The organism is Pseudomonas sp. TE12508 (assembly GCF_056279485.1).
The window spans coordinates 82,345-100,622 of the sequence record NZ_JBWCCN010000013.1 but is presented as its reverse complement, the minus strand read 5'-3'; the positions used below and the strand labels follow the sequence as shown (position 1 = coordinate 100,622).

General features: G+C 60.7%; 17 protein-coding genes. 7 read left to right on the top strand and 10 right to left on the bottom strand.

Annotation, left to right across the window (positions count from 1 at the left end):
* Nucleotides 1-3 precede the first annotated feature (3 nt).
* Together glyS and glyQ are read right to left on the bottom strand one after the other, a co-directional pair.
* Complete coding sequence (gene glyS / locus ACZ9IM_RS18755; protein WP_476224675.1) at nt 4-2,058, bottom strand: glycine--tRNA ligase subunit beta; 2,055 nt, start codon at nt 2,056-2,058, stop codon at nt 4-6.
* The gene (gene glyQ / locus ACZ9IM_RS18750) at nt 2,055-3,008 is read right to left on the bottom strand and encodes a glycine--tRNA ligase subunit alpha (protein ID WP_003213601.1); all 954 of its coding nucleotides are present in this window, start codon (nt 3,006-3,008) and stop codon (nt 2,055-2,057) included. Before glyQ ends, glyS begins: the two co-directional genes overlap by 4 nt.
* Before the next feature lie 81 nt (nt 3,009-3,089).
* Between glyQ and tag the strand changes: the two genes are divergently transcribed.
* On the top strand, nt 3,090-3,647 hold the full coding sequence (gene tag / locus ACZ9IM_RS18745) for a DNA-3-methyladenine glycosylase I (protein ID WP_476224672.1): 558 nt from the start codon (nt 3,090-3,092) through the stop codon (nt 3,645-3,647).
* A 40-nt stretch (nt 3,648-3,687) separates the two neighbouring features.
* Nucleotides 3,688-4,575, top strand: a complete 888-nt coding sequence (locus ACZ9IM_RS18740) for a lysophospholipid acyltransferase (RefSeq protein ID WP_008007909.1) — start codon at nt 3,688-3,690, stop codon at nt 4,573-4,575.
* A 125-nt stretch (nt 4,576-4,700) separates the two neighbouring features.
* On the opposite strand, the gene ACZ9IM_RS18735 is transcribed toward ACZ9IM_RS18740, so the two are convergent.
* The 5 genes from ACZ9IM_RS18735 to def form a co-directional block, all read right to left on the bottom strand.
* Complete coding sequence (locus ACZ9IM_RS18735) at nt 4,701-5,015, bottom strand: tetratricopeptide repeat protein (RefSeq protein ID WP_008007911.1); 315 nt, start codon at nt 5,013-5,015, stop codon at nt 4,701-4,703.
* A 130-nt stretch (nt 5,016-5,145) separates the two neighbouring features.
* Entirely contained in the window at nt 5,146-6,519 is a 1,374-nt protein-coding gene (trkA, locus tag ACZ9IM_RS18730; protein WP_008076315.1) for a Trk system potassium transporter TrkA, read from the bottom strand.
* A 22-nt stretch (nt 6,520-6,541) separates the two neighbouring features.
* The gene (gene rsmB, locus ACZ9IM_RS18725) at nt 6,542-7,852 is read right to left on the bottom strand and encodes a 16S rRNA (cytosine(967)-C(5))-methyltransferase RsmB (RefSeq protein WP_427626051.1); all 1,311 of its coding nucleotides are present in this window, start codon (nt 7,850-7,852) and stop codon (nt 6,542-6,544) included.
* Nucleotides 7,849-8,808 (bottom strand): methionyl-tRNA formyltransferase, encoded by a 960-nt coding sequence (gene fmt / locus ACZ9IM_RS18720; RefSeq protein ID WP_427626052.1) that lies wholly within the window; start codon nt 8,806-8,808, stop codon nt 7,849-7,851. The genes rsmB and fmt overlap by 4 nt, the downstream gene beginning before the upstream one ends.
* A 71-nt stretch (nt 8,809-8,879) precedes the next feature.
* Nucleotides 8,880-9,386, bottom strand: coding sequence for a peptide deformylase (def, locus tag ACZ9IM_RS18715; RefSeq protein WP_007902944.1), 507 nt, complete (start codon nt 9,384-9,386; stop codon nt 8,880-8,882).
* A 169-nt stretch (nt 9,387-9,555) separates the two neighbouring features.
* Between def and ACZ9IM_RS18710 the strand changes: the two genes are divergently transcribed.
* From ACZ9IM_RS18710 to tsaC, 3 genes are all read left to right on the top strand, one after another.
* Nucleotides 9,556-10,581, top strand: a complete 1,026-nt coding sequence (locus ACZ9IM_RS18710; protein ID WP_063342017.1) for a LysM peptidoglycan-binding domain-containing protein — start codon at nt 9,556-9,558, stop codon at nt 10,579-10,581.
* 80 nt (nt 10,582-10,661) lie between these two features.
* Nucleotides 10,662-11,762, top strand: coding sequence for a DNA-processing protein DprA (gene dprA / locus ACZ9IM_RS18705; protein WP_427626054.1), 1,101 nt, complete (start codon nt 10,662-10,664; stop codon nt 11,760-11,762).
* Nucleotides 11,763-11,816: 54 nt separating this feature from the next.
* Nucleotides 11,817-12,374, top strand: a complete 558-nt coding sequence (gene tsaC / locus ACZ9IM_RS18700) for an L-threonylcarbamoyladenylate synthase type 1 TsaC (protein WP_008007923.1) — start codon at nt 11,817-11,819, stop codon at nt 12,372-12,374.
* 138 nt (nt 12,375-12,512) lie between these two features.
* On the opposite strand, the gene ACZ9IM_RS18695 is transcribed toward tsaC, so the two are convergent.
* The gene (locus ACZ9IM_RS18695; protein WP_427626055.1) at nt 12,513-13,490 is read right to left on the bottom strand and encodes an NADPH:quinone reductase; all 978 of its coding nucleotides are present in this window, start codon (nt 13,488-13,490) and stop codon (nt 12,513-12,515) included.
* Between the two features lie 174 nt (nt 13,491-13,664).
* Between ACZ9IM_RS18695 and hemF the strand changes: the two genes are divergently transcribed.
* Together hemF and aroE are read left to right on the top strand one after the other, a co-directional pair.
* Nucleotides 13,665-14,579, top strand: a complete 915-nt coding sequence (gene hemF, locus ACZ9IM_RS18690; RefSeq protein WP_008076302.1) for an oxygen-dependent coproporphyrinogen oxidase — start codon at nt 13,665-13,667, stop codon at nt 14,577-14,579.
* A gap of 81 nt (nt 14,580-14,660) precedes the next feature.
* Nucleotides 14,661-15,482 (top strand): shikimate dehydrogenase, encoded by an 822-nt coding sequence (gene aroE / locus ACZ9IM_RS18685; protein ID WP_427626056.1) that lies wholly within the window; start codon nt 14,661-14,663, stop codon nt 15,480-15,482.
* Nucleotides 15,483-15,609: 127 nt separating this feature from the next.
* Here aroE and ACZ9IM_RS18680 read toward each other — a convergent pair whose 3' ends face one another.
* Nucleotides 15,610-17,178, bottom strand: a complete 1,569-nt coding sequence (locus ACZ9IM_RS18680; protein WP_476224671.1) for a SulP family inorganic anion transporter — start codon at nt 17,176-17,178, stop codon at nt 15,610-15,612.
* A gap of 177 nt (nt 17,179-17,355) precedes the next feature.
* Entirely contained in the window at nt 17,356-18,276 is a 921-nt protein-coding gene (gene choX, locus ACZ9IM_RS18675; RefSeq protein ID WP_476224670.1) for a choline ABC transporter substrate-binding protein, read from the bottom strand.
* Nucleotides 18,277-18,278 lie beyond the last annotated feature (2 nt).

Genomic DNA, 18,278 nt, shown 5'->3' with positions numbered 1-18,278 from the left:
CCCTTAGCCCAGCAGCGAAATGTCGGCGACGCCGAGGAACAAGCCACGCAGACGCGCCAGCAGCGCATAGCGGTTGGCTCGCACCTTGGCATCTTCGGCGTTGACCATCACCGCTTCGAAGAACGCATCCACCGGCTCGCGCAAGGCGGCCAGACGTGCCAGCGATTCGCTGTACTGACGCGCAGCCGCCATTGGCTGAACAGCCTGGTCAGCCTGCTGGATCGCCGAATACAGGGAAAACTCGTTGGCGTTGTCGAAGTACTTGGCTTCAACGACCGAAGGAACGGTGCCTTCGACCTTGCTCAGCAAGTTCGAAACACGCTTGTTCACCGCGGCCAGCGCAGCGGCTTCCGGCAATTTGCGGAACGCTTCTACCGCTTGTACACGCTGATCGAAATCCAGCGCCGAACCCGGCTTCAGGGCACGGACCGACAGGTAAGTCCCGACATCAACGCCTTCGTCTTCATAACGGGCACGCAGACGATCGAAGATGAATTCCAGCACCGAGTCATTCAGGCCGGCAGCTTTGACCTTGGTACCGAACGCATTCACGGCAAACGCCACGGCGTCGTTCAGGTCGAGGTCGAGCTTCTTGTCGATCAGGATCCGCAACACACCCAGCGCAGCACGGCGCAGGGCGTACGGGTCTTTGCTCCCGGTTGGCAACATGCCGATACCGAAAATACCCACCAGCGTGTCGAGCTTGTCGGCGATGGCCACGGCCGCACCGGTCAGGGTGGTCGGCAGTTCAGCACCGGCACCGCGCGGCATGTACTGCTCGTTCAGCGCCAGGGCGACTTCTTCCGGCTCGCCGTCGTTGAGGGCGTAGTAGTAACCGGCGACACCTTGCATCTCCGGGAACTCGCCGACCATTTCGGTCGCCAGGTCGCACTTGGACAGCAGACCGGCACGGGAAGCCCATGCAGCGTTGCCGCCAATGCGTTGAGCAATGAATGCGGCAAGTCTGGAAACACGTTCGGCCTTGTCGTAGACGCTGCCGAGTTTTTCCTGGAACACCACATTCTGCAGGCGCAGATTGAACTCTTCGAGTTTTTGCTTCTTGTCTTGCTTGAAGAAGAACTCGGCGTCGGTCAGGCGTGGGCGAACCACTTTCTCGTTACCGGCGATGATCTGCTGCGGGTCTTTGCTTTCGATGTTGGCCACGGTAATGAAACGAGGCAGCAACTTGCCGTCGGCATCCAGCAGGCAGAAATACTTCTGGTTGTCCTGCATGGTGGTGATCAGCGCTTCTTGCGGCACGTCGAGGAAGCGTTCTTCGAACGAGCACACCAGCGGCACCGGCCATTCAACCAGCGCGGTCACTTCGTCGAGCAGGCCCGGTGGCACGATCGCCGTACCTTCCTGCAGCGTCGCCAGTTCTTCGGTGCGCTTGCTGATCAGCTCGCGACGTTCGTTGGCGTCGGCCAGCACATAAGCCGCACGCAGATCGCTCAGGTAGTTGGCCGGCGAGGTGATGCGCACGCTTTCAGGATGGTGGAAGCGGTGACCACGGGAATCGCGGCCGGACTTCTGGGCAAGGATGGTGCAGTCGATGACATGGTCACCAAGCAGCATCACCAGCCATTGGGTCGGGCGAACGAATTCTTCTTTGCGAGCACCCCAGCGCATGCGCTTGGGGATAGGCAGGTCGTTCAGGGAGTCTTCAACGATGGTCGGCATCAGGCTCGCGGTCGGCTTGCCGGCGATGCTTTGGCTGTAGCGCAGTTTTGGACCGCTCTGATCGATCTCGCTCAGGTCGACGCCGCACTTCTTGGCGAAGCCCAGGGCTGCTTGAGTCGGGTTGCCTTCGGCATCGAACGCGGCCTGACGTGGCGGGCCGTCGAGGTTGATGCTGCGATCCGGCTGCTGGGTCGCCAGCGCGGTGATCAGCACGGCCAGACGACGTGGCGCGGCGTAGACGGTTTTGGTTTCGTAGTTCAGGCCGGCAGCTTGCAGGCCTTTGTCGATACCGGCCATAAACGCTTCGGCCAGGGTATTCAGGGCTTTGGGTGGCAGTTCTTCGGTGCCCAGTTCAACCAGAAAATCTTGAGCACTCATTGTGCAGCCTCCAGCTTGGCCAGTACTTCATCACGCAGGTCCGGGGTCGCCATCGGGAAGCCCAGCTTGGCGCGAGCCAGCAGGTAGGCTTGCGCAACGGAACGCGCCAGGGTGCGTACACGCAGAATGTATTGCTGACGCGCGGTCACCGAGATCGCCCGGCGCGCATCCAGCAGGTTGAAGGTGTGGGAAGCCTTCAACACCATTTCGTAGCTCGGCAACGGCAATGGCTGATCAAGTTCGATCAGGCGCTTGGCTTCGCTTTCGTAGAAGTCGAACAACTCGAACAGCTTCTCGACGTTGGCGTGTTCGAAGTTGTAGGTCGACTGCTCCACTTCGTTCTGGTGGAACACGTCGCCGTAGGTCACCTTGCCGAACGGACCGTCAGCCCAGACCAGGTCGTAGACCGAGTCCACGCCTTGCAGGTACATGGCCAGACGCTCAAGACCGTAAGTGATCTCGCCGGTCACCGGGTAGCACTCGATGCCGCCCGCTTGCTGGAAGTAAGTGAACTGCGTCACTTCCATGCCGTTGAGCCAGACTTCCCAGCCCAGACCCCAGGCGCCCAGCGTTGGCGACTCCCAGTTGTCTTCGACGAAACGGATGTCGTGCACCAGCGGGTCGAGACCCACGTGCTTGAGGGAGCCCAGGTACAGTTCCTGGAAGTTGTCCGGGTTCGGCTTCAGGACTACCTGGAACTGGTAGTAGTGCTGCAGACGGTTCGGGTTTTCGCCGTAGCGGCCGTCAGTCGGGCGACGACTGGGCTGCACATAAGCGGCGTTCCAGGTTTCCGGGCCAATGGCGCGCAGGAACGTGGCAGTGTGGAAAGTGCCGGCGCCTACTTCCATATCGTAGGGCTGAAGTACCACACAACCTTGCTCGGCCCAGTATTGCTGGAGGGCGAGGATCAAGTCTTGGAAGGTACGCACGGCTGGCGTAGGCTGGCTCACGAAATTCACCTGTTTCTTGGGCTGCGATTTAAAGAGCGGGAGTATACCCGATTCGGTCCTGCGCACGCCCCCTGGAGCCTTATGCCACGCTGCTTTTGGTGTACCGAAGATCCGCTGTACATGGCTTATCACGATCAGGAGTGGGGCACGCCGCTACGCGATGCGCAGGGTTTGTTCGAGTTGCTTTTGCTCGAAGGGTTCCAGGCCGGGCTTTCCTGGATCACCGTGTTGCGCAAACGAGAGCGTTATCGCGAGGTGCTGTTTGGTTTCGACGTGCAGCGTGTGGCACAGATGAGCGACGCGGAAATCGATGAATTGATGCTCGATCCGGGGATCATCCGCAATCGCCTCAAACTCAACGCGGCCCGGCGTAATGCCCAGGCCTGGCTGGCGCTGGAGGACCCGGTGGCGTTTCTCTGGTCGTTCGTCGGTGGCACGCCTGTGATCAATCATCTCAAGGATCGCAGTGAAGTGCCGGCCGTGACACCGGTTGCCGTCGAGATGAGCAAAGGCCTGAAAAAAGCCGGATTCACGTTCGTCGGCCCGACCATTTGTTACGCGTTGATGCAGGCCTCGGGCATGGTCATGGACCACACCCGGGATTGCGATCGCTACGCCACCTTGGCGAACGGCGGTTAGAATAGCCGCCTCGCGCACAGCACAAGATCAGGAGTGACCTGTGGATAAGTTGAAAGGCGCCTTGCTGGTAGGCGCTCTGCGTCTGTTTGCCCTGCTTCCTTGGCGGGCAGTGCAGGCGGTGGGTTCAGCAATTGGCTGGATCATGTGGAAAACCCCCAACCGTTCCCGCGACGTGGTGCGGATCAACCTCGCCAAGTGCTTCCCGCAGATGGACCCGGCCGAACGCGAGCGTTTAGTCGGACAGAGCCTGAAAGACATCGGCAAGTCCCTGACCGAGAGCGCCTGCGCATGGATCTGGCCGGCCCAGCGTTCCATCGACCTGGTGCGCGAAGTCGAAGGTCTCGATGTGCTTAAAGACGCCCTCGCCTCCGGCAAAGGCGTGGTCGGCATCACCAGCCACCTGGGCAACTGGGAAGTGTTGAACCACTTCTATTGCAACCAGTGCAAACCGATCATTTTCTACCGTCCGCCCAAGCTCAAGGCGGTGGATGAGTTGCTGCGCAAGCAGCGGGTGCAATTGGGTAACCGAGTAGCCGCTTCCACCAAGGAAGGCATCCTCAGCGTGATCAAGGAAGTGCGCAAAGGGGGGGCAGTGGGCATTCCGGCTGACCCGGAACCGGCCGAATCCGCCGGGATCTTCGTGCCGTTCTTCGCCACTCAGGCCCTGACCAGTAAATTCGTGCCGAACATGCTGGCCGGCGGCAAAGCGGTCGGCGTGTTCCTGCATGCCCTGCGGCTACCGGACGGTTCGGGTTACAAAGTGATCCTCGAAGCCGCCCCGGAGGCTATGTACAGCACCGATACCGAAACCTCCTGCGCGGCGATGAGCCAAGTGGTCGAGCGCTATGTGCGGGCTTATCCGAGCCAGTACATGTGGAGCATGAAGCGCTTCAAGAAGCGTCCGCCAGGCGAAGAACGCTGGTACTGATGCTGCTGTGGATAATCCCCGGTAAAAATCAAAAGATCGCAAGCTCCTACAAAAGGCGCGGCGTACACCCAGTAGGAGCTGCCGCAGGCTGCGATCTTTTGATCTTTGGCCTGAGTTGCCTCTGATCAGTGCGCCTGACGCTCAAGCTTTTTCAAAAACACCGTCATTTCCTTCTCGGCCTGTTTGTCGCCATGGTTGCGGGCGGCTTCCAGGCCCTGTTCCCAGGCCTGACGTGCCGCCGCGTAATCCGCCAGCGCCAGATGGGCCTTGCCCAATAGCTTCCAGGCCGCCGAATACTTCGGATCGAACTCGACGCAGCGCTGGAAATGCTCTGCGGCCTTGGCATTTTCACCCAGATCCAGATAACCCTTGCCCAGGCCGAAGCGCAGCAGCGAGTTATCCACACCCTTGGCGAGCATTTTTTCCAGGGATTCGATCATGGTGCTTCCTCAGTCAGTGATCGTTCCCACGCTCCGCGTGGGAATGCAGCCCGGGACGCTCTGCGTCCCATTCAAAGCCGAACGCGGAGCGTCCGTTGAGGCATTCCCACGCAGAGCGTGGGAACGATCATCAGAAGAAGCTCAACCCCACATGAAACAGCTTCTCCACATCCCGAATATGCTTCTTATCCACAAGGAACAGAATCACATGGTCGCCAGCTTCGATCACTGTGTTGTCGTGGGCGATGATCACTTCTTCGTCGCGGATGATCGCGCCAATGGTGGTTCCTGGTGGCAGGCCGATGTTTTCAATGGCCTTGCCGATCACCTTGCTCGACTTCGAATCACCGTGGGCGATGGCCTCAATGGCTTCCGCCGCACCTCGACGCAATGAGTGCACGCTGACGATATCGCCGCGCCGCACGTGGGCCAGCAAGGTGCCGATGGTCGCCAATTGCGGGCTGATGGCGATGTCGATGTCGCCACCCTGGATCAGGTCGACGTAGGCCGGGTTGTTGATGATCGTCATCACCTTCTTCGCGCCCAGGCGCTTGGCCAGTAGCGACGACATGATGTTGGCTTCGTCGTCGTTGGTCAGCGCCAGGAAGATATCGGCGTCGGCGATGTTCTCCTCGATCAGCAGGTCGCGGTCGGAGGCACTGCCCTGCAACACCACGGTGCTGTCGAGGGTGTCCGAGAGATGGCGGCAGCGGGCCGGGTTCATCTCGATGATCTTCACCTGATAACGGCTTTCGATGGCCTCGGCCAAGCGCTCGCCAATCTGCCCGCCGCCAGCGATGACGATACGTTTGTAGCTCTCATCAAGGCGGCGCATTTCGCTCATCACCGCGCGAATGTTCGCTTTGGCGGCGATGAAAAATACTTCATCGTCGGCCTCGATCACCGTATCGCCCTGGGGCAGGATCGGCCGGTCACGACGGAAAATCGCCGCAACGCGGGTTTCGACGTTCGGCATGTGTTCACGCAACTGGCGCAATTGCTGACCCACCAACGGACCGCCGTAATAGGCTTTCACTGCCACCAGTTGCGCCTTGCCTTCGGCGAAGTCGATTACCTGCAACGCACCCGGATGCTGGATCAGGCGCTTGATGTAGTTGGTAACGACTTGCTCCGGACTGATCAGCACGTCGACCGGAATCGCTTCGTTATCGAACAGTTCGGCGCGGGTCAGGTACGCGGCTTCGCGGACCCGGGCGATCTTGGTCGGTGTGTGAAACAGAGTGTGAGCGACCTGACAGGCCACCATGTTGGTTTCGTCACTGTTGGTCACTGCAACCAACATGTCGGCGTCGTCGGCGCCGGCCTGACGCAGGATGGTCGGCAGCGAACCGCGACCCTGCACGGTGCGGATGTCCAGCCGATCGCCGAGGTCACGCAGGCGTTCGCCATCGGTGTCGACCACGGTGATGTCGTTGGCCTCGCTGGCCAAGTGTTCCGCCAGCGAACCGCCGACCTGCCCTGCGCCGAGGATGATGATTTTCATCCAGTCACTCCCTTAAAACCGGTTAACCGCGCGCGGCGGCAATCTTGATCAGCTTGGCGTAGTAGAACCCGTCGTGGCCGCCTTCCTGGGCCAGTAATTGGCGACCATGGGGCTGCTTGATGCCGGCCTGACTGGCGATGTCGAGTTCACGGGCACCCGGTGTGCGAGCGAGGAACGCTTCGATGACTTCGGTGTTCTCGGTTGGCAGCGTGGAGCAGGTGGCGTAAAGCAGAATGCCGCCCACTTCCAACGTTATCCACATGGCATCGAGTAGCTCGCCCTGAAGCACCGCCAGCGCGGCGATGTCATCGGGTTGGCGGGTCAGTTTGATGTCCGGGTGACGACGGATCACCCCGGTGGCCGAGCACGGCGCGTCCAGCAAAATGCGCTGGAACGGTTTGCCGTCCCACCAGGTCGCGGTGTCGCGGCCGTCGGCGGCGATCAGTTCGGCGCTCAGGCCCAGGCGTGCAAGGTTTTCCCGCACCCGCACCAGACGCTTGGCTTCCAGATCCACCGCCACCACGCCGGCCAGTTTGGGCTCGGCTTCAAGGATGTGGCAGGTCTTGCCGCCCGGTGCGCAGCAGGCGTCCAGCACCCGTTGGCCTGGCGCCAGGTCCAGCAGGTCGGCGGCCAGTTGCGCGGCTTCGTCCTGCACGCTGATCCAGCCTTCGGCGAAACCCGGGAGGCTGCGCACATCGGCGGCTGCGTCGAGGATGATGCCGTCCTGACTGTAAACGCAGGGCTTGGCAGCGATGCCAGTGTCAGTCAGCAACCCGAGATAAGCATCGCGGGTGTGATGGCGACGGTTGACCCGCAAAATCATCGGCGGGTGAGCGTTGTTCGCCGCGCAAATGGCTTCCCACTGCTCAGGCCAGAAGGCTTTGAGGGATTTTTGCAGCCAGCGCGGGTGAGCAGTGCGCACCACCGGGTCGTGTTCCAGCTCGGCCAGCAGCGCTTCGCTTTCCCGTTGGGCGCGGCGCAGTACGGCGTTGAGCAAGGCTTTGGCCCACGGCTTTTTCAGTTTGTCGGCGCAACCGACGGTTTCGCCGATGGCCGCGTGGGCCGGAACCCGGGTGTAGAGCAGTTGGTAGAGACCGACCAACAACAGCGCCTCGACATCGGCATCAGCTGCCTTGAACGGCTTTTGCAGCAACTTGGCCGCCAACGCCGACAAACGTGGCTGCCAGCGAGCCGTGCCGAACGCCAGGTCCTGGGTGAAGCCGCGATCGCGGTCTTCGACCTTGTCCATTTGCGTCGGCAGAGAACTGTTGAGTGAGGCTTTTCCGTTAAGAACAGCAGCAAGAGCCTTGGCGGCAGCCAGACGTGGATTCATTGAGCGTCCGCCGCTTGACCGAGAACGGTGCCGACGGCGAATTTCTCACGACGGCTGTTGAACAAGTCGCTGAAGTTCAGCGCCTTGCCGCCGGGCAATTGCAGACGGGTCAGGCACAGCGCCTGTTCACCGCAGGCGACGACCAAGCCGTCCTTGCTGGCACTGAGGATTTCACCCGGCGCGCCCTGCCCTTCGGCCAGGCTCGCAGCCAACACTTTCAGCGCTTCGCCGTTCAGCGTGCTGTGGGTGATCGGCCAAGGGTTGAAGGCGCGAACCAGACGCTCCAGCTCAACCGCCGGACGGCTCCAGTCAATGCGTGCTTCGTCCTTGTTCAATTTGTGTGCGTAGGTGGCGAGGCTGTCGTCCTGCACTTCGCCTTCCAGAGTGCCTGCAGCCAGGCCGGCAATCGCCTGCACCACGGCCGGTGGGCCCATCTCTGCGAGGCGATCATGGAGGCTGCCGCCGGTGTCTTCCGCGCTGATCGGCGTGGTGACTTTGAGCAACATCGGCCCGGTGTCGAGGCCCAGCTCCATGCGCATCACGGTCACGCCGCTTTCTCTGTCGCCCGCTTCGACGGCGCGCTGGATCGGCGCCGCACCGCGCCAGCGTGGCAACAATGAGGCGTGGCTGTTGATGCAACCCAGGCGCGGGATATCCAGCACCACTTGCGGCAGGATCAGGCCGTAGGCGACCACCACCAGCAAATCCGGTTTCAGTGCGGCCAGTTCAGCCTGAGCGTCTTCGTTGCGCAGGGTCGGTGGTTGCAACACCTGGATGTTGTGCTCCAGAGCCAACTGCTTGACCGGGCTCGGCATCAGCTTCTGCCCACGGCCTGCCGGACGGTCCGGTTGGGTGTAGACCGCAACGATCTCGTAAGGACTGTCGAGCAGAGCCTTGAGGTGTTCGGCGGCGAATTCCGGGGTACCGGCAAAGACAATGCGCAGTGGCTCAGTCATGGGAAGCTCTCAATTACAAAGCAGTCGCAAAAGAAAAAGGCTTGCCGCAGCAAGCCTTTGAAAGAAGGGCATCAAGCGTTCTGGCGATGGAGCTTTTCCAGTTTCTTCTTGATCCGGTCGCGTTTGAGCGTGGACAGGTAATCAACGAACAATTTGCCGTTGAGGTGGTCGCATTCATGCTGGATGCATACCGCAAGCAGGCCTTCGGCGATCAGTTCGTACGGTTGGCCGTCGCGGTCCTGGGCCTTGATCTTGACCTTTTGCGGGCGATCGACGTTTTCGTAGAAGCCCGGCACCGAGAGGCAGCCTTCCTGGTACTGGTCCACCTCGTCAGTCAGGACTTCGAACTCGGGGTTGATGAACACTCGCGGTTCGCTGCGGTCTTCGGAGAGGTCCATTACGACGATACGTTTGTGCACGTTGACCTGGGTCGCGGCGAGGCCGATGCCTGGCGCTTCATACATTGTTTCAAACATGTCATCGACCAACTGACGCACTTCGTCGTCCACTACAGCCACTGGTTTGGCGATAGTACGCAGGCGCGAGTCGGGGAATTCGAGGATGTCTAAAATGGCCATAAGCTCAATTGCTGCACGTGTGAGGTAAAGTCGGGTCGATGGCCTGGCGAGTCCGAGGATGCAGGCTACCGTTGTGAACGTAGCTTCCCGCTTTTCAATAATGAGCCGGAAGCGAGCCACGAGGGCTCTGGCGTTTCACGCGAACGTACATAATAAAGGGATTCACCGCATGAGGAAATCACTACTCGCCTTGCTCCTTCTGGCCTCGGCCGGTTTTGCGCATGGGCAAGTGCAACTCAGGGAAGGTTTTCCACAGCAATACACCGTGGTGGCAGGGGACACACTCTGGGACATTTCCGCCAAATACCTGCGTGAGCCATGGGAGTGGCCGCAGCTTTGGCAGGCCAATCCACAGATCGAAAACCCCAATCTCATCTATCCGGGCGATACGCTGTCGCTGGTCTACGTCAACGGTCAGCCACGCCTGACCCTCAATCGCGGCGCTTCCCGGGGCACCATCAAGCTTTCGCCACGAATCCGCAGCTCGCCGGTGGCCGATGCCATTCCGAGCATCCCGCTGAAATCGATCAACAGCTTTCTGCTGAGCAATCGCATCGTCGACAAGGCGGAGGATTTCGACAAGGCGCCCTACATCGTCGCCGGCGATGCCGAACGGGTGCTCAGTGGCACCGGTGATCGAATTTTCGCGCGTGGCCATTTCGACCCGGCACAACCGGTGTACGGCATCTTCCGTCAGGGCAAGGTCTACACCGATCCGCAGAGCAAGGAGTTTCTGGGGATCAACGCCGACGACATCGGTGGCGGCGAGATCATTGCCACTGAAGGCGACGTCGCCACCCTGGCCCTGCAACGCACCACTCAGGAAGTGCGACTCGGCGACCGCTTGTTCGGCGGCGAAGAACGCTCGATCAATTCGACCTTCATGCCCAGTGCCCCGACAACCGAAATCAACGGCTTGATTATTGATGTGCCGCGTGGGGTCACCCAGATCGGCGCGCTGGATGTCGTCACGCTGAACAAAGGGCAGCGCGATGGCCTGGCCGAAGGCAATGTGCTGGTGGTGATGAAAACCGGTGAAACCGTGCGTGACCGGATTACCGGTCAGCCATTGAAAATTCCCGACGAGCGGGCCGGGCTGCTGATGGTATTCCGCACCTACGACAAGCTCAGCTACGGGCTGGTCCTTAACGCATCGCGCTCCCTGGCGGTGATGGACAAGGTGCGAAATCCTTAAGCCTGCTAACAAGTTACCAACAGAGTTATCCACAGCTTATTCCCGATTCGACGGGACTATATAACGATCAAGGATGATCCATGTCGCTGTCTGCCTGTACGTCCATTTCCCCTGCGGAACTGGAAGCTCGTTTACGCCTGCACCGTTTGCCGGGACTCGGTCCTGCGCGTTTCAAGAAGTTGCTAGAGGCCTTCGGCTCTGCCTCCAAAGCCATCAGCGCACCGGCTAGCGCCTGGCGTGCATTGGGCCTGCCACTCGCCTGCGCGGAAGCCCGGCGCTCCAGCGAAATTCGTGACGGCGCCAGTCACGCATTAGCCTGGTTAGAGCGCCCGGGCCAGCATTTACTGATGTGGGACCAACCTGACTACCCCGCGTTGCTGGCGCAAATAAGTGATGCGCCGCCGCTGTTATTCGCCGCAGGCGATCCGGGAATACTGGAAAAACCACAGCTGGCGATGGTCGGCAGCCGTCGTGCTTCGCGACCGGGCATGGACACCGCCGCCGCGTTTTCCCGCACGCTGGCCGGCGCCGGTTTTGTCATCACCAGCGGTCTGGCCCTGGGCATCGATGCTGCGGCGCATCAGGCGGCTCTGGATGTTGGCGGGCAAACGGTCGGCGTACTTGGCACGGGGCTGGAAAATTTTTATCCACAGCGAAATCGGCGACTGGCGGATACCATGATCGCCTCGGGAAGCGCGGTCCTTTCGGAGTTCCCGCTGGACGCCGGCCCTTCCCCCAGCAACTTCCCCCGGCGCAATCGAATCATCAGCGGTTTGTCCCTCGGCGTGCTCGTGGTCGAGGCGAGTGTTGCCAGTGGTTCGTTGATCACCGCGAGGCTGGCGGCGGAACAGGGGCGTGAGGTGTATGCGATTCCAGGATCGATCCATCACCCTGGGGCAAAGGGTTGCCATCAACTGATCCGCGACGGTGCGGTGCTGGTGGAAACCATAGAACACATCCTTGAGGCCTTGCGCGGCTGGCAACGGCTGCCGTTATCCACAGAAACACCGACGGAAACTCACCCGCTGCTCATATTGCTCCATGCAGCGCCCCACACCAGTGAAGCCTTGGCGGTCACCAGTGGCTGGGCGTTGTCAAAAGTGCTGGCAGCGCTGACGGAACTGGAAATGGACGGCCGGGCGGTCTGCGAAAGCGGCCGATGGTTTGCGCGGGTAAACTAGGTTTTATAAGCAAGATCGGTAAACTGCGCAGAGTCTTATTCCGGAGAGTCTTTCATGGTCAACAGTTGGCGTGTGCAACAAGCCGCACGAGCCATTCGCGCAGGCGCGGTGATTGCCTACCCAACCGAAGCGGTCTGGGGCCTGGGTTGCGACCCATGGGACGAAGAGGCGGTCTATCGTCTGCTGGCGATCAAGGGGCGGTCGGTGGAAAAAGGGTTGATTCTGGTGGCCGACAATATTCGCCAGTTCGACTTCCTCTTCGAAGACTTCCCTGAATTGTGGATGGACCGCATGGCCAGCACTTGGCCGGGCCCGAACACCTGGCTGGTGCCGCATCAGAATATGTTGCCCCAGTGGATTACCGGTGTGCATGAAACGGTGGCGTTGCGGGTTAGCGATCACCCATTGGTGCGGGATTTGTGTGCGTTGGTCGGGCCGTTGGTTTCAACCTCGGCCAACCCTCAGGGACGACCGGCGGCGCGGACGCGGATTCGCGTGGAGCAGTATTTCCGCGGGCAGGTTGATTGGGTGCTGGGTGGCAATCTGGGTGGGCGCAAGAATCCGAGCGTGATTCGCGATCTGGCGACCGGCCACGTGGTGCGCCCGGATTAATGTGGCGAGGGGGCTTGCCCCCGTTCGGGTGCGAAGCACCCGCCAATGAGCGCTGTGTTCTAGCTGACAGACCGCATTATCACGTTGGGGACTGCTACGCAGTCCAACGGGGGCAAGCCCCCTCGCCACAGTCTGGTGTCAAGGCAATAGAATCGTCGAGCCAGTCGTACGCCGCGCCGACAATTCGATCTGCGCTTTGGCCGCTTCAGCCAATGGATACCGCTGGCTGATGTCCACCGTAAGCTTCCCGCTGATGATCATCTCGAACAGCTCATCGGCCATGCTTTGCAGGTTTTCAGCGTTGTTGGCGTAGGTCGCCAGGGTCGGCCGGGTCACGTACAGCGAACCCTTCCCCGCGAGAATCCCCAGGTTCACTCCGTCTACTGCGCCCGAAGCATTACCGAAACTCACCACCAGCCCCCGAGGCGCGACGCTGTCGAGCGACGTCAGCCAGGTATCTTTGCCTACGCCGTCGTACACCACCGGCACTTTTTTACCGTCAGTCAATTCCAGCACGCGTTGTGCGACGTTTTCATGGCTGTAATCGATGGTCGCCCAGGCACCATTGGCTTTCGCCAGGGTGGCTTTCTCTGCTGAACTGACCGTGCCAATCAGCTTCACGCCCAAGGCCTTGGCCCATTGGCAGGCCAGGGAACCGACGCCCCCCGCCGCTGCGTGAAACAGGATGGTTTCGCCACCCTTGAGTTCATATGTCTGACGCAGCAGGTACTGCACGGTCAGGCCTTTGAGCATCACGCCGGCGGCTTGTTCGAAGCTGATGGCATCTGGCAGATGCACCAGATTGGCTTCCGGCAATACATGAACGTCGCTATAAGCGCCCAATGGCCCACTGCCGTACGCCACGCGATTGCCAATTTTGAAGCGGGTGACTTCGCTGCCGACTGCTTCGACCACGCCCGCGCCTTCAGCGCCCAGGCCTGACGGCAAGGCGGGTGGCGCATAGAGGCCACCGCGGTAATAGGTGTCAATGAAGTTCAGGCCGATAGCCTTGTTGGTCACGCGCACCTGCAGCGGGCCGGGTTCGGCGGGCTGGTAATCGACATGCTCAAGCACTTCGGGACCGCCATGGGCGCGGAACTGGATACGCTTTGCCATCTGCACTTTCCTTAAGTATTAGCTTCTAGAGTTGTAGCGCCAAGCGCCCTATCGGACTCTTAAAGCTTGACCTTCGTCAACTGCGACGGCACAAGGTGCAGTGTTATCCTACGCAGCAATTTGCCGCCGGCCTGTATGAGCGCCGCGTAGCTTTGCCCGATTCAAGGTGATGCCATGACTACCCGCACCGAGGCCGTAAAAGCCTACCTGCTCGACCTGCAAGACCGCATTTGCGCTGCCCTGGAAGCTGAAGACGGCGGAGCGCATTTCGTCGAAGACGCCTGGACCCGCCCTGCCGGCGGTGGCGGTCGCACCCGGGTGATCGAAAACGGTGCGGTCATCGAAAAGGGCGGCGTCAACTTTTCCCACGTCTTTGGCAGTGGACTCCCACCCTCCGCCAGCGCTCATCGGCCAGAACTGGCCGGCCGAGGCTTCGAAGCCCTGGGCGTGTCTTTGGTGATTCACCCGCACAATCCCCATGTACCGACGTCCCACGCCAATGTGCGCTTTTTCATCGCTGAAAAAGAAGGTGAAGAGCCGGTCTGGTGGTTCGGTGGCGGCTTCGACCTGACCCCTTATTACGGTAATGAGGAGGACTGTGTGCACTGGCACCGCGTCGCCGAACAGGCCTGCGCGCCGTTCGGGCCAGACGTCTACCCGCGCTACAAAGCCTGGTGCGACAGTTACTTCCACATCAAGCATCGCCACGAGCCGCGTGGCATCGGCGGCCTGTTTTTCGATGACTTGAACGAGTGGGACTTCGACACCAGCTTCGCCTTCATGCGCGCCATCGGCGATGCGTTTATCGACGCTTACCTGCCAATCGTGCAGCGCCGCAAGAACGATGCGTTCACGGCCAAACAGCGTGAATTCCAGGAGTTTCGCCGTGGTCGTTACGTCGAGTTCAACCTGGTCTATGACCGCGGCACGCTGTTCGGCCTGCAATCGGGCGGGCGTACCGAGTCGATCCTGATGTCGCTGCCACCGCAAGTGCGCTGGGCCTACGACTGGAAAGCCGAGCCGGGCAGTGAAGAAGCGCGCCTGACCGAGTACTTCCTGCAAGACCGCGATTGGTTGGCCAAGGCCTGATTCCAGGGTTTGAGTTTTTGCATCGTCGGGGCTGCAGTCAAGATCGCAGCCTTCGGCAGCTTCTACGGTTGAGGAATGTAGATGGATCGTTACGTCGTATTCGGTAATCCGATTGGCCACAGCAAGTCGCCGCTGATCCACCGTCTGTTCGCCGAGCAGACGGGGCAAAAACTGGACTACAGCACCTTGCTGGCGCCCCTCGATGATTTTTCCGGCTGTGCCCAGGCATTTTTCCGTGAAGGGCGTGGGGCGAATGTGACGGTGCCGTTCAAGGAAGACGCCTATCGTTTGGCGAACAGCTTGACCAAGCGAGCGCAGCGGGCCGGCGCGGTGAATACCCTGAGCAAACTGGCCGATGGCAGCCTGCTGGGCGACAACACCGATGGCGCCGGGCTGGTACGGGACCTGACGGTCAATGCCGGTTTCAGTCTCAAGGGCAAACGCATTCTGCTGCTCGGGGCCGGCGGTGCGGTGCGCGGGGCGCTGGAGCCGTTGCTGGCGGAGCAACCGGCGTCAGTGATCATCGCCAACCGCACGGTGGAAAAAGCCGAATTGCTGGCCGAATTGTTCGCGGATCTGGGGCCGGTATCGGCCAGTGGTTTCGATTGGTTGCAGGAGCCGGTGGACCTGATCATCAACGCTACGTCGGCGAGCCTGTCAGGCGATGTACCGCCGATTGCCAGCAGCTTGATCGAGCCGGGCAAGACGGTTTGCTACGACATGATGTACGGCAAGGACCCGACCTCCTTCTGCCGCTGGGCCAGCGAGCACGGCGCGGCGGTGGCGATGGATGGCTTGGGAATGTTGGCCGAGCAGGCGGCGGAAGCTTTCTTCCTGTGGCGCGGTGTGCGCCCGGATACAGCGCCAGTGCTGGCCGAACTCCGACGGCAATTGGCCGCTTAGTTCTCTGTGGCGAGGGAGCTTGCTCCCGTTGGGTTGCGAAGCGACCCTGAAATCTGCGGGCGCTTCGCACCCCAACGGGGGCAAGCCCCCTCGCCACAGGGCGGTGTTTATTCCAGGGTTGGGTGTTTCAATCCTCGAAGCGGATCGGGCATTTCTCCGTGCCTTCGAGCTTTCTCAATTCCTCCACCACTTGCGGTCGTGCCCGCCGCAGGGTCAGGCTGCGATCCTGGCGCAGCAGCCGTCGCGCTTCCTGGTGCAGCATTTCCACGCCCGAATAGTCGATGAAGTTGATCTGCTGCGCCTCGATCACTACCCGCGCGCCGTGCATCCGTTGCAAACGCACTTGCAGGTAATGGCTGGCGCCGAAAAAGATCGAACCGCCGACTCGCAGAATGTCTTCGTCGCCCTCACGCCAATGCTGCACCCGAGGTTGCGAGGTGCGTTTGAGGTAAAAGAACAACGACGCCAGCACTCCGGCGTAGATCGCCGTTTGCAACTCCAGCAACAGCGTCGCGACACAGGTCAGCGCCATGACCAGAAACTCGGCACGGCTGACCCGCAACAACGCGCGAATGCCGCGATGGTCGACCAATCCCCAAGCGATCAACAAAATGCTGCCGGCCATGGCCGGGATCGGAATGTGCGCGATCAATACCGCACCGAAGATAGCGAATAGGGCCACCCACACCGCGGAAAAGACCCCCGCCAACGGTGAGCAGGCACCGGCGTCATAGCTCAGGGCCGAGCGGGTGAAGGAACCGGCTGACAGCGACCCGGAAAAAAACGCACCGACCATGTTCGAAAAACCCTGCGCGCGGACTTCTTGATTGGCGTCGAGCAACTGTTGCGAACGCGCCGACAAGGAGCGGGCAATCGACAGGCTCGTCACCAGCCCGAGCATGCCGACCGCCACCGCGCTGGGCAGCAGGCGCAACACCAGATCCAGATCCAGCGGCAACGGGCTGAAGGGCGGCAGCCGTCCGACAAAGGCGCTCACCAACTGCACATGGCCGAACATCGCTGGCCACAGCCACACCAGCAATCCGCTCAAGGCCAGAGCGATCAACAACGTCGGCCAGCGCGGCACCAGCAGTTTCAGCGCGATGCCCACCCCGACCGTGGCCAGACCCAGTACCAGCGAGGGTTTGTCCACCTCACTGAGATGACTGAACAACAGCAGCAGGCTGTTCAGCGCCGTGGCCTGGTTGGGCACATCCAGCCCAAGCAAGTTCGGCAGTTGCCCAATGGCAATCACCACCGCTGCGCCGAGGGTGAAGCCCAGCACCACCGAGTGAGAGACGAAATTCACCAAGGCGCCGAAACGCAGCAAACCCAGGAGCCACTGGAATATGCCCGCCAGGAGTGTCAGAAGCAGGATCAGCGTGACGTAGTCCTGCGACGCGGGGACGGCCAGAGGACTGACGCTGGCGTACAGGACGATGGAAATGGCCGCCGTAGGACCGCAGATCAAATGCCACGACGAACCCCAGAGGCAGGCGATCAGCACCGGGATAATCGCGGCGTACAACCCGTATTCCGGTGGAAGACCGGCGATCAGGGCGTAGGCAATGGATTGTGGCAACGCGAGAATCGCACCGCTCAGGCCGACGATCAGGTCACGACCGACGCTGGCGCGGGTTTGCCGGGGCAACCAGGTCAGGAAGGGGAAGAGTGAATGACGGCTGGGGAAGGCCATGGGTCCTCTCGGGCGGGGTTTTGCGCAAGGGTAGCAGGACGAGACACCGATCGCTGATCGTTCCCACGCTCCGCGTGGGAATGCCGCCATGGACGCTCCGCGTCCGCTTCTGAATGTGACGCGGAGCGTCACGGGATGCATTCCCACGCGGAGCGTGGGAACGATCGGCGCAGGGAGTTACAGCTTCGCTTTCACGGCCGGCAATGCATCCTTCCCGTCAACGGTCTTCACACCGTCCAGCCACTTATCCAGCACCGCCGGGTTGGCCTTGATCCACGCCTTGGCCGCCGCGGCATTGCTGATCTTTTTATTCACCACCTCGGCCATGATGCTGTTCTCCATTTCCTGGGTAAAACTCAGGTTGGTGAGCAGTTTGCCGACATTCGGGCAGGCCTGTGCATAACCTTTGCGGGTCAGTGTATAAACGCTGCCGGTGTCGCCGAAGTACTTCTCGCCACCCTTCAGGTAATGCATTTTCAGTTGCACGTTCATCGGGTGGGGTGTCCAGCCGAGGAAGGTCACGAACTTCTGTTTCTTCACGGCGCGAGACACTTCGGCCAGCATCGCCTGCTCACTGGACTCAATCAGTTTCCACTGACCCATATCGAAATCGTTCTTCTTGATGATCTCTTGCAGCGAAATGTTCGCCGGGGCGCCTGAGCCGATGCCATAGATCTTCTTGTCAAACTTGTCGGCGAACTTGTTCAAGTCATTAAAGCTATGCACACCCGCGTCCCAAACGTAATCCGGAACCGCCAGCGTGAACTCGGTGCCGTCGAGGTTCTTCGCCAGTTGAGTAACGTCGCCATTGGCCACGAACTTGTCGTAGAAGCCCTGCTGCGCCGGCATCCAGTTACCCAAAAACAGGTCCACCTGGCCATCCTTCAGGCCGCCGAAGGTGATTGGCACCGCCAGCGTGTCGACCTTGGCCTTGTAGCCCATGCCGTCCAGCAGAAACCCGGTGATGGCGTTGGTTGCAGCGATGTCGCTCCAGCCAGGGTCGGCCATTTTCACCGTCTCGCAGCTTTGCTCGGCGTAGGCCGAGGCACTGCCCAGAGCCAGAAGCCCGACCGTCAGTACTGTGGATAACCTTTGCATGG

What these genes read in the sequence shown, in the direction of transcription:
- glyS (WP_476224675.1), bottom strand. Translation starts at nt 2,058, where the DNA reads ATGAGTGCTCAAGATTTTCTGGTTGAACTGGGCACCGAAGAACTGCCA.
- tag (WP_476224672.1), top strand. Translation starts at nt 3,090, where the DNA reads ATGCCACGCTGCTTTTGGTGTACCGAAGATCCGCTGTACATGGCTTAT.
- ACZ9IM_RS18735 (WP_008007911.1), bottom strand. Translation starts at nt 5,015, where the DNA reads ATGATCGAATCCCTGGAAAAAATGCTCGCCAAGGGTGTGGATAACTCG.
- trkA (WP_008076315.1), bottom strand. Translation starts at nt 6,519, where the DNA reads ATGAAAATCATCATCCTCGGCGCAGGGCAGGTCGGCGGTTCGCTGGCG.
- rsmB (WP_427626051.1), bottom strand. Translation starts at nt 7,852, where the DNA reads ATGAATCCACGTCTGGCTGCCGCCAAGGCTCTTGCTGCTGTTCTTAAC.
- fmt (WP_427626052.1), bottom strand. Translation starts at nt 8,808, where the DNA reads ATGACTGAGCCACTGCGCATTGTCTTTGCCGGTACCCCGGAATTCGCC.
- def (WP_007902944.1), bottom strand. Translation starts at nt 9,386, where the DNA reads ATGGCCATTTTAGACATCCTCGAATTCCCCGACTCGCGCCTGCGTACT.
- ACZ9IM_RS18710 (WP_063342017.1), top strand. Translation starts at nt 9,556, where the DNA reads ATGAGGAAATCACTACTCGCCTTGCTCCTTCTGGCCTCGGCCGGTTTT.
- dprA (WP_427626054.1), top strand. Translation starts at nt 10,662, where the DNA reads ATGTCGCTGTCTGCCTGTACGTCCATTTCCCCTGCGGAACTGGAAGCT.
- tsaC (WP_008007923.1), top strand. Translation starts at nt 11,817, where the DNA reads ATGGTCAACAGTTGGCGTGTGCAACAAGCCGCACGAGCCATTCGCGCA.
- ACZ9IM_RS18695 (WP_427626055.1), bottom strand. Translation starts at nt 13,490, where the DNA reads ATGGCAAAGCGTATCCAGTTCCGCGCCCATGGCGGTCCCGAAGTGCTT.
- hemF (WP_008076302.1), top strand. Translation starts at nt 13,665, where the DNA reads ATGACTACCCGCACCGAGGCCGTAAAAGCCTACCTGCTCGACCTGCAA.
- aroE (WP_427626056.1), top strand. Translation starts at nt 14,661, where the DNA reads ATGGATCGTTACGTCGTATTCGGTAATCCGATTGGCCACAGCAAGTCG.
- ACZ9IM_RS18680 (WP_476224671.1), bottom strand. Translation starts at nt 17,178, where the DNA reads ATGGCCTTCCCCAGCCGTCATTCACTCTTCCCCTTCCTGACCTGGTTG.
- choX (WP_476224670.1), bottom strand. Translation starts at nt 18,276, where the DNA reads ATGCAAAGGTTATCCACAGTACTGACGGTCGGGCTTCTGGCTCTGGGC.